This is a genomic window from Enterobacter cloacae complex sp. BZL2005 (genome assembly GCF_049238885.1).
Lineage (GTDB): Bacteria > Pseudomonadota > Gammaproteobacteria > Enterobacterales > Enterobacteriaceae > Enterobacter > Enterobacter roggenkampii.
In genome coordinates, this window is record NZ_JBMKGI010000006.1 from 61,762 (window position 1) to 75,614 (window position 13,853).

General features: G+C 50.0%; 10 protein-coding genes. 4 read left to right on the top strand and 6 right to left on the bottom strand.

The window, feature by feature from the left end; all coding sequences use genetic code 11:
- The first annotated feature begins 80 nt into the window (after positions 1–80).
- From ACOTXI_RS12865 to ACOTXI_RS12880, 4 genes are read left to right on the top strand one after another with little or no spacing between them, the layout of a single operon-like run.
- Positions 81–1,790 carry a type I restriction-modification system subunit M gene (locus tag ACOTXI_RS12865; RefSeq protein ID WP_032674223.1) on the top strand — a complete coding sequence of 570 codons (1,710 nt, stop codon included), beginning with the start codon at positions 81–83 and terminating at the stop codon, positions 1,788–1,790.
- A complete protein-coding gene (locus ACOTXI_RS12870; protein WP_032674224.1) occupies positions 1,780–3,129 on the top strand; it encodes a restriction endonuclease subunit S in 1,350 nt (449 codons plus the stop codon). The genes ACOTXI_RS12865 and ACOTXI_RS12870 overlap by 11 nt, the downstream gene beginning before the upstream one ends.
- Entirely contained in the window at positions 3,122–4,303 is a 1,182-nt protein-coding gene (locus tag ACOTXI_RS12875; protein ID WP_008503259.1) for a DUF4268 domain-containing protein, read from the top strand. Before ACOTXI_RS12870 ends, ACOTXI_RS12875 begins: the two co-directional genes overlap by 8 nt.
- Complete coding sequence (locus ACOTXI_RS12880) at positions 4,303–7,434, top strand: type I restriction endonuclease subunit R (RefSeq protein WP_008503258.1); 3,132 nt, start codon at positions 4,303–4,305, stop codon at positions 7,432–7,434. Before ACOTXI_RS12875 ends, ACOTXI_RS12880 begins: the two co-directional genes overlap by 1 nt.
- A 192-nt stretch (positions 7,435–7,626) precedes the next feature.
- Here ACOTXI_RS12880 and catA read toward each other — a convergent pair whose 3' ends face one another.
- The 6 genes from catA to ACOTXI_RS12910 form a co-directional block, all read right to left on the bottom strand.
- On the bottom strand, positions 7,627–8,304 hold the full coding sequence (catA, locus tag ACOTXI_RS12885; protein WP_008503257.1) for a type A chloramphenicol O-acetyltransferase: 678 nt from the start codon (positions 8,302–8,304) through the stop codon (positions 7,627–7,629).
- A gap of 63 nt (positions 8,305–8,367) precedes the next feature.
- Positions 8,368–10,299, bottom strand: coding sequence for a putative bifunctional diguanylate cyclase/phosphodiesterase (locus tag ACOTXI_RS12890; RefSeq protein WP_008503256.1), 1,932 nt, complete (start codon positions 10,297–10,299; stop codon positions 8,368–8,370).
- 17 nt (positions 10,300–10,316) lie between these two features.
- The gene (locus ACOTXI_RS12895) at positions 10,317–10,811 is read right to left on the bottom strand and encodes a molybdopterin-dependent oxidoreductase (RefSeq protein WP_008503255.1); all 495 of its coding nucleotides are present in this window, start codon (positions 10,809–10,811) and stop codon (positions 10,317–10,319) included.
- A 401-nt stretch (positions 10,812–11,212) separates the two neighbouring features.
- The gene (locus ACOTXI_RS12900) at positions 11,213–11,794 is read right to left on the bottom strand and encodes a cytochrome b (RefSeq protein WP_008503254.1); all 582 of its coding nucleotides are present in this window, start codon (positions 11,792–11,794) and stop codon (positions 11,213–11,215) included.
- Complete coding sequence (locus ACOTXI_RS12905) at positions 11,791–12,864, bottom strand: catalase family peroxidase (protein WP_058655097.1); 1,074 nt, start codon at positions 12,862–12,864, stop codon at positions 11,791–11,793. Before ACOTXI_RS12905 ends, ACOTXI_RS12900 begins: the two co-directional genes overlap by 4 nt.
- A 162-nt stretch (positions 12,865–13,026) precedes the next feature.
- Positions 13,027–13,638 (bottom strand): flavin reductase family protein, encoded by a 612-nt coding sequence (locus ACOTXI_RS12910; protein ID WP_008503252.1) that lies wholly within the window; start codon positions 13,636–13,638, stop codon positions 13,027–13,029.
- Between the last annotated feature and the right edge of the window lie 215 nt (positions 13,639–13,853).

Sequence of the window (13,853 nt, forward strand, 5' to 3'; positions counted from 1 at the left end):
ATTTTGCGAACTGCATTCCAAAACTAAATTTGCGATAAGGCATTTTTGCGCTTTCGCTGCGATCGACCTCGAGGATTTTCATGAACAACGCCGAACAACAGTTCCTGAACGAGCTGGATAATAAATTCTGGAAGGCCGCCGACAAGCTGCGCGCCAATATGGATGCCGCCAACTACAAGCATGTGGTGCTGGGGCTCATCTTCCTGAAGTATGTTTCCGATGCCTTTGAAGCCCGTCAGCAGGAGCTCATCACCCTGTTTCGCGATGTCGGCAACCCGGACAACATCTACGCCATGTCGCGGGAGGATTATGAGTCCGACGAAGAGTACGCACAGGCGATTGCCGATGAACTGGAAGTGGAAGATTACTACACCGAAAAGAACATCTTCTGGGTGCCGAAAGCCGCTCGCTGGGACACGCTGAAAAACAAAGCAATGCTGCCGACAGGCACGGTGCTGTGGGTAGATGAAACCACCGGACAGGACGTCAAGCTGCGCTCCGTTTCCTGGCTGGTGGACAATGCGTTAGATGAAATTGAAAAAACCAACCCGAAGCTGAAAGGTATACTGAACCGCATTAGCCAGTATCAGCTGGGCAACGAGGTGTTAACCGGGCTGATTAATACCTTTTCGGATGCCAACTTCAGCAACCCGGAATATAACGGCGAGAAGCTCAACTTAAAGAGCAAAGATATTCTTGGCCACGTTTACGAGTATTTCCTCGGGCAGTTCGCGCTGGCGGAAGGTAAGCAGGGCGGCCAGTACTACACGCCAAAAAGCATCGTGACCCTGATTGTCGAAATGCTCCAGCCTTACAACGGCCGTGTATATGACCCGGCGATGGGCTCCGGCGGGTTCTTTGTTTCCAGCGACCGCTTTATTGAAGAGCACGCGGGCGAGAAGCAGTACAACGCCGCCGAGCAGAAGCAGAAAATTTCCGTTTACGGCCAGGAGTCCAACCCGACCACCTGGAAACTGGCGGCGATGAACATGGCGATCCGCGGGATCGACTTTAACTTCGGAAGCAAAAACGCCGATACGCTGCTGGACGATCAGCACCCAGATCTGCGCGCCGACTTCGTGATGGCTAACCCGCCGTTCAACATGAAGGAGTGGTGGAACGCGAAGCTGGAAAATGACGTGCGCTGGAAGTACGGCACGCCGCCGCAGGGTAATGCCAACTTCGCGTGGATGCAGCACATGATCCACCACCTGGCCCCGAAAGGTTCGATGGCACTGCTGCTGGCCAACGGTTCGATGAGTTCCAACACCAACAACGAAGGCGAGATCCGCCGCAACCTAATCGAAGCCGATCTCGTTGAGTGCATGGTGGCGTTGCCAGGACAACTGTTTACCAATACTCAAATCCCGGCCTGTATCTGGTTCCTGACCAAAGACAAAACCGGCGGCAACGGCAAATCACACCGCAAAGGCGAAGTGCTGTTTATCGACGCGCGCCAGATTGGCTATATGAAAGACCGCGTGCTGCGCGATTTTACCCGTGAGGATATCGCCAAAATTGCTGACACCTTCCACGCCTGGCAGGCGGATAAAGACTACGAAGACGAAGCCGGATTCAGCTTCTCCGCGACGCTGGAAGATATTCAGAAAAACGACTTTGTGCTGACCCCAGGGCGTTACGTTGGTGCCGCCGAGCAGGATGAAGATGATGAGCCGTTTGCCGAGAAGATGGCACGGCTGACAATACAACTGAAAGACCAACTGGAAGAGAGTGCGAAGCTGGAGAAGCAGATTAAGGCGAATCTGGGGGGGCTGGGTTATGAGTTTTAAAGAGCAGCGCCTTGAGGATCTTTGTGAGTTAGTTATTGATTGTCCTCACTCCACACCAAAATGGACGGATAAGGGTTTTATTGTTCTCCGAAATCAAAATATTCGTAATGGTGTATTGGATCTTTCCGCACCGAGCTTCACAGATGAAGATGGGTACAAGAGTAGGATTAAGAGAGCAAAACCAAGAGTGAATGATATTGTATTTACTCGTGAGGCTCCAATGGGAGAGGTTTGCTTAATTCCTGAAGGAATAGATTGTTGCCTGGGCCAACGTCAGGTTTTATTAAGGGCCAATAGTGAAATTGATCCATATTATTTATTTTGGGCCTTGCAGTCTCCTTATGTACAACATCAAATTTCCTGGAATGAGGGAACAGGTACGACAGTAAGTAATGTGCGAATTCCTGTACTCAAGGATTTGAAAATCCCTCGACTGGGGGAACATGAGTCTTGGATTGCAAAAACCATGACTTCTCTGGCATTGAAATCTCAAATAAATGAAAAAATAAATCAAACCCTCGAACAAATGGCGCAAGCCCTGTTCAAGAGCTGGTTTGTAGATTTTGAACCGGTAAAAACTAAAATGGCTGTGCTGGAAGAGGGCGGTTCGCAGGAAGACGCGACTCTTGCAGCCATGACGGCGATTTCCGGGAAAGATGCTGATGCGCTGGCGGTTTTTGAGCGTGAACACCCTGAGCAATATGCTGAGTTAAAAGCAACGGCAGAGCTGTTTCCGTCTGCGATGCAGGAGAGTGAGTTGGGGGAGATTCCGGAAGGTTGGAGGACTGAGAATGTTGAAAATATTATCAACAGATTAAAAGTAAAAAATACCTTTCCCGCTGATTGTATTAAGCAATTTGGACAGCATCCAGTGCTTGAGCAAGGGGCTAAGATTTATCAGGGTTATCACGATGAAGAACCTTCGTTTAATGCATCCTTGCAAAGTCCAATGTTTATTTTTGGTGATCACACTTGTGTGATGCATCTGTCAACTGTGCCATTTGATATTTCTAAAAATACATTGGTTCTGAAAGGTAAGGGATTTAACACGTATTGGACATTTTTTGCCTTAAAGGGTAAGCAGAAGTTTCAAGAGTACAAAAGGCATTGGTCAGACCTAAAAGTTAAGCAGGTTGTTATTCCTGATGAAAATAATGGTTTGTTGTTAACTAAATACTTTGCCGTCAAATGTGAGGGTTTATTCGGGTTATTGGAGCAAAATAGAAAACAAAATTTAATTTTGCAAAATATCCGAGACACCCTTCTCCCCAAACTCCTCTCCGGTGAAATCCCCCTGCCGGAAGCCGAGCAGGCGGTAAGCGAGGTGGAAAATGTATAAAGTCGATACGCCGACCAACAGCTTGCACTCCTTGCAAGAAGTGTCGTTCAGCAGCCTCGGCTTTCGCGAGCGCGATCATTTACAGGAGTGGCTGGCGAAAAATCCGCAGACGCTGACCAAAAAAGACGACAAAGAAGACGAACTGCTGATTATCCAGAAAGAGTTCGCCGGCTTTGACGACACCAAAGAGCGCCTCGATCTCCTGGCGCTCGATAAAAAAGGCAACTTGGTCATCATTGAGAACAAGCTCGATGATTCCGGGCGCGACGTGGTGTGGCAAGCGCTGAAATACGCCGGTTACTGCGCCAACCTGCGTCAGGAGAGCGTAGTTGAGATCTTCCAGCTCTATCTGGATCAGTTCGACCCTAATGAGAACCGCCAGGCGGCAGACGTCATCTCTGAATTTATGGGCTGGGAAAGCCTGAAAGAAGGGGTACTCAACCGTAAAGGCACCCAACGGGTCATTATGGTCGCGGCTAACTTTCGCAAAGAGGTTACCAATACTGCGCTGTGGCTGATGCAGTTTGGTATTCGGGCGCAGTGCTTCAAAGTAACGCCGTACCGTTTCGGTGAAGACGTGTTTGTCGATATCCGCCAGGTTATCCCAACCCCGGAAGCGGAATCGTACATGATCGGCATGGCGCAGAAAGAGGCGGAAGAACAGTCCACCTCCAGCAGTAGCGAACTGCAGCAACGCCATTATCTGCGCCGCGAGTTCTGGACGATGGCACTGGAAAAATTCCGCTCCAGCCCCTGTTCACTGTTTAACAACCGGGCACCCTCAACCGATCACTGGCTGGCTGCCGGGTCGGGTGTTAGCGGCGTGCCGTTTGAACTGATCTTTTCCCAGAAAGACGCTCGCGTGCAGCTCAATATTTCGCGCGGGGATGCGCTGGAAAACACCTGGTTATTTGAACGCCTTCAGGAACGTAAAACACACATTGAATCGCTGTTTGGCGAGCCGCTCGACTGGCGTTTACTGCCAGAGCGAAAAAGCTGCCAGATCGTCTGTTCAAAGGCGTTTGATGGCGGCAATAAAGAGATATGGCCTGCCATTATCGACTGGATGATGGATAGAATGAACCGTCTGGAAAAGGCGATCCGCCCGAGTTTGCTGGAGCTGGCGATTGAGCTGAAACAGACCGGTATAATCACCGAGGGAGAGGAAGAGTAATGCTGAGTGAAGACGATTTAGAGCAGCAATGCCTGAAATGGTTTGCTGAACAGGACTGGGAAGTGCTGCACGGGCCCGATATTGCGCCGGATGGCGACAACCCGCTGCGTGCTTCATTTCATGATGTGTTTCTGCGCCCGGTAATACTGGAGCAGCTACAAACCATCAACCCCCATCTCCCTGTTTCCGTGCTGGAAGAGGTGATACTGCGTATTACCCGCCCCGAAAGCCCGGATCTGGTCGTCAGTAACAAAGCCTTCCACCATCTGCTGCTCGACGGCGTACCCGTTGAGTACAAGCGTGAAGACAAGACAGTTCACGATAAAGCGCTGCTGATGGATTTTAACCATCCCGGCAATAACCGCTTTATGGTCGTGAATCAGGTGGCTATTCAGGGGATAAAACAGGTTCGTCGTCCGGATATCATTTGCTATATCAACGGCCTGCCGGTGGCGGTGATTGAGCTGAAAAGCCCGATTGATGCCAATGCGGATATCTGGGCTGCGTTTAATCAGCTGCAGACCTATAAAAACGAACTCAGCGACCTGTTTATCTGCAACGAAGCGCTGGTGGTGAGCGATGGGCAAAATGCTCGCATCGGCTCTCTCACGGCAGATGAAGAGCGCTTTTTGCCGTGGAAAACCGTGGCGAACGAAAACGACAAACCACAGTTTGACTGGCAGCTTAAAACCGTCGTGCAGGGCTTTTTTAACCGTGAATTATTGCTCGATTACATCCGCTATTTTGTCCTGTTTGAGAACGACGGCAAACGGCTGATTAAGAAGATTGCCGCCTATCATCAGTTCCATGCAGTGCGTGAAGCGGTGACGGCAACGATTGTGGCCTCGACCGGGAAACACCTGCCGCTGCACAGCAATATTCAGCCCGGCAGTAAAAAGGCGGGTGTGGTGTGGCATACCCAGGGTTCCGGCAAAAGTATCTCCATGTGTTGCTACGCCGGGAAACTGCTGCAACAGGCGGAGATGAACAACCCGACGATTGTGGTTGTGACGGATCGTAACGATCTCGACGGGCAGTTATACGCCACCTTCTGCCAGGCACAGGATTTGCTGAAGCAGACGCCACTACAGGCCAACGATCGCGATGAATTGCGCGAGCTGCTTAATGCTCGTGAATCCGGCGGCATCATCTTTACCACCGTGCAGAAGTTTGCGCCGCTGGATGGTGAGCAGAGTCATCCGGCGCTCAACCAACGCAGCAATATCGTGGTGATTTCGGATGAAGCGCACCGTAGCCAGTATGGCCTGAGCGCCACGCTGGACAGACAAACTGGCGTCTACAAATACGGCTACGCTAAACACATGCGCGATGCGCTGCCGAACGCATCGTTTATGGGCTTTACCGGCACGCCGATTGCCTCGGAAGATAAAGATACCCGTGCCGTGTTCGGTGATTACGTCTCTATCTACGACATTCAGGATGCAGTCGATGATGGCGCGACGGTGCCGATTTATTACGAATCCCGGCTGGCAAAACTCGACCTGAACCATGAGGAGCTGGAAACGCTCTCCGACCAGGTGGATGAGCTGGTGGAAGATGAAGAGACGGGCCAGCAGGAGAAAACCAAAGGTGACTGGAGCCGTCTGGAAAAGCTGGTAGGTTCAGAGCCTCGCATCAAACAGGTTGCTGTCGATCTGGTTCAGCACTTTGAAACGCGCAATGCGGCCATGAACGGTAAAGCGATGATTGTCGCTATGAGCCGTGATATCTGTGTGAAGCTTTACGATGCCATCACAGAGATCCGCCCGGACTGGCACAGCGCGGATGTCGAACAAGGCGCGATCAAAGTCATCATGACCGGCTCGGCATCTGATAAAGACCATCTCCAGCCGCACATCTACAACAAGCAGACCAAAAAGCGTCTTGAAGCGCGCTTTAAGGATTTGAACGATCCGCTGAAGCTGGTGATCGTCCGTGATATGTGGCTGACCGGGTTTGATGCGCCGTGCTGCCACACCATGTATATCGACAAGCCGATGCGCGGGCATAACTTGATGCAGGCCATTGCGCGTGTTAACCGCGTGTTCCGCGATAAGCCCGGCGGGCTGGTGGTGGATTACATCGGAATCGCCAACGAACTGAAGCAGGCGCTGAAAACCTATACCGACTCAAAAGGGAAAGGGCAGACCACCGTGGATGCCCGGGAAGCCTTTGCCATTCTGTTGGAAAAAATCGACGTCATTCACGGGATGTTCGCGCCCTCAGCAGGAAAACCAGGCTTTAGCTACGAAGGCTTTTCTCGCGATCCATTAGCGTTTCTACGCGATGCCGTTAACTACATTCTGGGTCTGGATGACGGTAAAAAACGCTATCTCGACGTCTCACTGGCGATGAGTAAAGCCTGGTCGCTCTGTAACACCCTTGATGAAGCTGAACCCTTACAGGAGGAGTTCGCGTTCCTTTCGGCGATCAGAGTGGGGCTTATCAAGCTGGATCCTAAGGAGAAGTTTAGCCAGTCAGAAAAGAACTCTTTACTGAGCAAGATTCTCGATAACGCCGTTGTTGCGACAGGGGTTGAGGATGTTTTTGCCCTGGCCGGGTTGGATAAACCAAACATCGGTTTGCTGTCAGATGAATTCCTGGAAGAAGTGCGAGAAATGCCGCAGCGTAATCTGGCGGTGGAACTGCTGGAAAAACTGCTGAATGACGGCATTCATGCCAGGTCTGGCAACAACGTGGTGCAGCAGAAAAAATATTCTGACCGTTTGAAAGCCGTTCTGCTGAAATACAATAACCGGGCGATCGAAACCGCACAGGTGATTGAAGAGCTGATACAGATGGCGAAAGCGTTCCAGGAAGCGATGGCGCGCGATGATGCGCTGGGCCTAAACCCGGATGAAATAGCCTTCTACGATGCGCTGGCGGAAAACGAAAGCGCGGTGCGTGAACTGGGCGACGAGACGCTTAGAAAGCTGGCTATTGAGGTGACGCGGCAACTGCGTAAATCCACCACCGTAGACTGGCAGGTTCGTGAAAGTGTTCGCGCGCGTCTTCGTATTCTGGTGCGCCAGACGCTGCGTAAATACAAATATCCACCGGATAAAACGCCAGGTGCCGTAGAGCTAATCCTGAAGCAGGCGGAAGTGGTGTCGAACAGCTGGACGTCATAGCGTTATATCTCCCTTAGTGATAGCAGGGGGTATCGCCTTCCGTTAAACCTGAAGCGTGAAATTGTTCCGAACGACATACCCAATAAAAGACCGGCAACAGCCGGTCATTTATATTTTTACCTGTCCACTACATCAAAGTGAGTAATTCACTGCTCACTCCCTATAAAGGAAGTTTCCATCATTTCTGGCGTATCAGCCATTTAATCCCTCTGACAGCTCCGACAAACCATCACACATCTCCTGCAACTCATTAAACATCCTTGCCACATGGAAGCCATCGCACACCGAATGATGGACCTGCACCGCGAGCGGCAGCAGCACTTTTCCATCCTGCTCGTAGTATTTCCCAAACGTGAACATAGGCGAAAAGAAGTTCTTCATGTGCGCAATGTTCATATTAAAGTTGGTAAACGTTACCCACGGAATAGACGAGACGAAGAAGACATTTTCCCGGGACTCTTCCTTAGGCCAGTAAGAAAGGCTATTTCCATAGCGGGCCGTATCTTCTGCATACGTATTCTGGAAGTGATGAATATTGCCGTCATAGTGGCTCCACAGTGACGAAAAGGTCTCCGTTTCGGGGTGGAAAATGGTGTAGCTGGGATGAACTTCATTCCATATGACAAGCTCATTGTCCTTCATGGCCATGCGGAACTCAGGATGCCGGTTCATGATGTTAGACAGGAGAAAAATGATCGTCGGGTAAAACTTCCAGCCCACCGCTTTGATATGTTTTCGCAGCGCGGTAATGTCGATCAGAACGGTTTGGTTAATTGTGCATTCAGCGAATGACTGGAAGACTTCAAAATGCTCCTTCCTTGGCCAACGAGATAAATCAACAGGCGTATACTCCGGGGCTGTTTTTTTCATTGTTTAACCTTTGATTATCAACCGTCTACGTGATTTTGGGCCAGAAACAACCGGACAACCATTTCAACCGTATCTAATCTTCCTGTCAATCTCAGCCTGTGGCTTTCCGAACAGGTATCCCTGCACGAGATCGCAGCCAAGCGCCTGAAGCCGTTCAAGCTGCGCTTCGGTTTCAACACCCTCTGCAATGACCCGCATGTTGAGGCTCTTCGCCATGCCGGTAATCAATTTAACGATATTAAGGGCATCATCCTGCGTGGATATCGGATTCACAAAAGATTTATCTATTTTAATTTTATCAAAATTCAGTTCACTCAGTCGTGAGAGCGAGGAATATCCCGTTCCGAAATCATCGATGGAAATTTTGACACCCAGTGCCCGGAGCTTTTTGAGAATAGTGATCGGCATGTTGCTGTCACTGAAGAGCGAAGACTCTGTTACCTCTAGCTCAAGTCGGCTGGCCGGTAGCCCTGTCTCTTTCAGGATGGACTGCACCATCGTGGTAAACGATTTTGTGCCTAGCTGAACGGGGGAGACGTTCACCGAGATCCTGGCCGGCACCGCCCAGGAAACTGCTTCCCGGCAGGCCATCTCAAGCACCGACTTGCCGATCTCATTGATCATCCCCGTTTTTTCAGCGACGGAAATAAAATAATCTGGCGCGAGTATCCCTTTTACCGGGTGTATCCAGCGAATAAGCGCTTCATAGCCGTAAATTTCATTGCTGAATGAATCGACAATAGGCTGGTAATAGACAACGAATTCATTGTGATCGATCGCCATAGCCATATCATGTTCAAGGGTTCTGCTTTCCTGCAGTCTTTGCAGCATCCACTGACGGAAGACTTTGATCTGCTGCGAACCTTCTTTTTTCGCTTCGTAAAGGGCCAGATCGGCAAATTTGTATAGATAATCAGAGCGTCGTTCATTATCAGATAAAACGATGCCCACGCAGGTGGCAATTTTTATCAGCTGGTTATTAATCGTATAGGGCTGGCTGATATGATCGCTGATTTCTTTGGCGCGCGAAACGGCGGCGGTTTCCGTGAGTCCGCTGGAGAGAAGGGCGAATTCATCGCCGCCCAAACGGTAAAACGTATCCGTTGCGCTGCTCATCGAGGTCAGCCGTCGGGAGACCTGATTCAACAGCAAATCTCCCGTATCGTGGCCATAGGTATCGTTGACCTCTTTGAAACGGTCTAAATCAAATAACATCACCGTGACGGGGACGTGGTTTTTATCTGCCTGAAGATTAATTTTGTTGAGATCGTCCCAGAAGAAAAGGCGGTTTTTCATGCCGGTGAGGGAGTCATGATAAACATCATACTCCAGCTTCGAGTTCTGAATTTGCAGCTTTTCTTTTGAAATTTGAAGTTCGTCAGCCAGGCTTTTAACCTGCATATGAGCTTTCAGGATGTTTTTATTCTGGTAGATCATTAAGAAGCCGAGAATAAAGCTTAAAATCACCAGGAGCAATGAAAGTGCCGAGTAGATATAATACAGTATCTGTATTTTCTTATTGGATTCGTTAACTGTGTTAATATCTTTTGTTAATGCCGTGGCAGAAAGCTGGCTTAGCGGTGCATCAAGTTCATGCATATTTGTCAGGTATGCTTTTAACTCCGGGTGGCTCATATTTTCAAGATGGCTATCCAGATAGGCCAGTATGTTTTCTAAGCGTAAAGCGAGTTCCTGATGCGTTTTATCGCTGTCAATGTAGCGACCTAAATCGCCCCCCTTCATTAAATCGCCCTGACTGAGCATAATTTCGAGGCGCATGCGGACCTGGTCTATCGTAACGTCATCGGTATCGGTTGCGTATAGACCAAGCCATGATTCAAAACGGTAATACTCTGATACCAGTTGTGCCACGGACCAGGACTCAGTGTATTGAGTCAGTTTTTGCAATTCTTGCTGACGATCATAAACAAGGTATGCAATATATCCTGTCGTGATAAAAAGAGAAAAAATGATACCAACCAGTATCCTGTTCATTATGTTCTCCTGAACGACTACTCAATCTTCATTTTGCTTACCTGCCATGCTGATCGTGAGTAATAAATCTGATTATTCAACTCAGGAAGACTGTCATAGGGGTATACAATGAACGATGGGCCTTTATCGCGGATGCGCATATATTCGCCATTGACCTTTAAGGCAAGGATGGCGTTGTATTTTTTAAAGTCGCTGAGAGGGATGATGGTTGAGTAATCATTGAGCGCAATAACATTCACGTTCGTACCTTTTGCACCCACATAATCCATGAGCTTGCTCATTGGGACACCCTCAAACTTCGTACGACCGTTATACCAGGGGGAGGTTGTCTCGAAACTCACGACACCCAGTTTTTCAAGGCTGGCGAGATCAAACACTGCTTTTCCATTTTCATTGGTATTTTCTATATTACCGGAAATCGTTAAAATGGGTTTACCAACTGGTTTTGGCAGGTCGCCAGCCCAGGTTACACTCTGTACCAGACAGCATAACAGCAGTAGGGTTAATCGCATTTTGACCTCCACCTTTTAACAGAAGTATAAGAATTATAATTTAGATATCACGCGAGTTGATATATTTTGTTGGGAAGTCAGGGGTTTTATCGTTTTTATTGATGTGATTTCAATTAAATCAACGAGTTAGGTGGTGTGGGTAACAGAGTGTTTGATACTCAAGCGACGCTTAACTTTTTGATAAAAGCTAAAATTGCCGGCATAAATGCTCTGTTGATTAAAAAATAATCGCTTTAATTGAGGGATATTATCTTTTAAGACAATTGTGGGGTGTTCGTGGCGTATTGACGCGCGAATCTGGAGAACAAATACCTGCTCCGGTAGTGTCCGTTGTTTCAGGATGATGACAAGCGAGGACACGAACATTCCGACTGTGCGTGTCCCCTACCACTTGCCTTACTTCAGGTCCTCCCGGATGGCTTACGCCGACTTGCCCCTTTCGCTATGCTGGCAAACACTGCGTCCCGGTAGATCCACGCGTGAACCAGTGCGGCAGAAAGATGGACCAGCACCACGGCAAAAAGCAATTTTGCCAGAAGGCTATGGGCGTCGTGACACCAGGCAAAGAGTGCCGGACTGGTCGGGACAATTGCCGGCAGGTTGACGCCATCAAACATGACAATCGGCAGGCCCGCTGCCGACAGCTGCGCCCAGCCCAGCAGCGGCATTGCCAGCATTAACCCATACAGCATCCAGTGTGATGCCTTTGCGGCAAGCGCCTGCCAGACGGGCAAATCGGCAGGAAGTGGGGGCGTCCGGCTCAGAAGTCGGTTGACCAGACGAACCAGTGCCAGCAGTAAAATGGCGATACCCAGCGGCCGGTGCAGATCGATTAACCAAATCCGGTGATGTAACGACGTCATCATCGCGGCACCGATGAACAGCATGGACAGGATCATCACCGCCATCAGCCAGTGCAGGCTCCGCGCCAGGGTATTGAAATGCTGCGGCGCGTGCTCTCGCCTATCTTTATTTGAGCTCATTTTACCTCCTGCTTTTGCACGGCTTCGGTGGCTTTGCCGTAGCCAATTTCCCGCTCATGACGGCTGAAAGAGTGGGAGTAGGCAGCGGAGCGGGCGTTTAAGATGGGATCGTCAGACACCGCAACGCCTGCAGGAACAACAGAAGGGTCAAAGTTAACGTCGCGGCACGCGCCTGTGGATTGTGCTTCGACGCGCGTCACTTCCAGCGTACCGGCCACCCTCTTTTTGCGATCGTCCGGCCATGGCTGGGAAGGGTCATCCACCGGATCGCCCGGCTGTGCGAGCTGCAAAACGTAATCCCAGTAGAGTGGCTTCTGCGCCAGGCGCTGACGCAGGTTTTCGAACAGGAAGTTGTCATCGGCTTTCTGCCGTTGCTCATCGCTTATCGACAGGAAAGGCTCGTGCGGACGCATCATCCAGCGAACGGCTTGACGTTCCCCCTGCGCGTTCACAAGGTAAAAGGCGTTAATGCTGTAAAACGTCGCGCTCGCGAAGCTGCCGGGAGCGGGTTTTTGTGCCGCCCATTTAAGGTATTTCTCCGCCTCCGGGTACGCTTTTAAAAAGTCTTTGAGACGCTGCGGATCCGGTTTTCCGGTGTCTGCATCAACAGCAGTGGCTTTTCGCAAGGCCAGAAAACCTTCCGGGCTGTGCGTGGCGAAGAAAGGCTCGTTGTTCATCGCCATTCGCCATTGTTGCCTGTCATCTGTCTTTAGCAGTAGCGCCATGCTCAGGGTTTTGGTCGTACTATCCGGGGCATGCGGATCGCCAGTACCAATAGAGAATCGGCCCACCACGGGCACTTCCTGCTGCGAGAAGAGGCGGGAGGTTGAAAGGGAATCCGCCGAGCCGTTTGGCGTAAAGGTGCCGGCAAAGCAGATGCCTTTTCCATGCGCGTGACGAAAACCCGGCGGGAAGGGTTTCGGTGTTTCACCCACCAGTGCCTGGCTGACCGTGCGTGACCCAAGCCAGCCCGCCGTCCATGCAAAAGCAGATGCCAGCGTACCGGCGACAACGGCGATCGCTGCCAGCGCGCCCCAGGTTTTTTTGGACCTCAAATCCAGTTTCGACATAGACGTTTTTCCAGAACAAAATATCTTCACCTGTCATGCGCAACGTATTGCGCGTGGCAGGCGTTAATACAGTGGCGAATATGGCTCGAGTATAGGAACTAAGGGGCGTAAAGAAAGAATATCACGAAAAGTTTAAACCTTTCCGCTGTCAAAAAGTCCGGGTTACTCATCGTGTCGGAAGTTGTGACCGAGTCGGTGACCCAGCGAGAAATAGTGGCGAAATAGATAATAGAGGGGGTTCCATTTCTCCACGTTAAATTTCACCCCTCGCTGAGTACGAATTAATAAAGCCTCAGATATGTGGACGCAGGTTATCGTGGCATCAACGGACACCAGGTTCCCCTGCGAACCGGTCAGGGGCGATATCCCGCAAACCTGAGCCTCTATTTGTACAGGACACTCTTTAATTCTCCACGAGTTAATCGTCACCGCTTTTTCCTTATGGAAATTCCCGCAGCTAAATTTGTCCTGTTCAAAAACATATCCCCTCTTTTTCTTCCATTCCGGTGGCGATGCTTTTCCCGTTTTATTTGCGATAGCTTCAATATTCTGCCAGAGCCTGCTGTCCGGTATGTTCAGAACAATATCGGGGTTACCCGTGATATTTTCATAACATTTTCCGGAGGTGCCAAGCCCGAACACGATATTCCGGTCAAGGATCCACCATGATGAAACCGGGCTCAGGTTGGTTGAACCGTCAGGATTTTGGCTGGAGATAATGGCGACCGGTGTACCAAAATATAAAGAAGCAAAATCGACCTGCTGGGTTTTCATTTTATCATCCTCTGATTAAAGGAGACCCAGTCTACGTTGTGCAAACGTGCGTTACTTCGGTGAAGCGCGAAGTAAAACGCGCCTCACGGAATTTCCAGGAGCGCAATGTTAACCACTTCTTTCTGAGCAGGGGGAAGACATCACGTTCAGCCTTTAAGGAAATAAGAACGTGTGAAATTATGAGCCCATATATGCAGGTCTCCTGGTTTACTTGC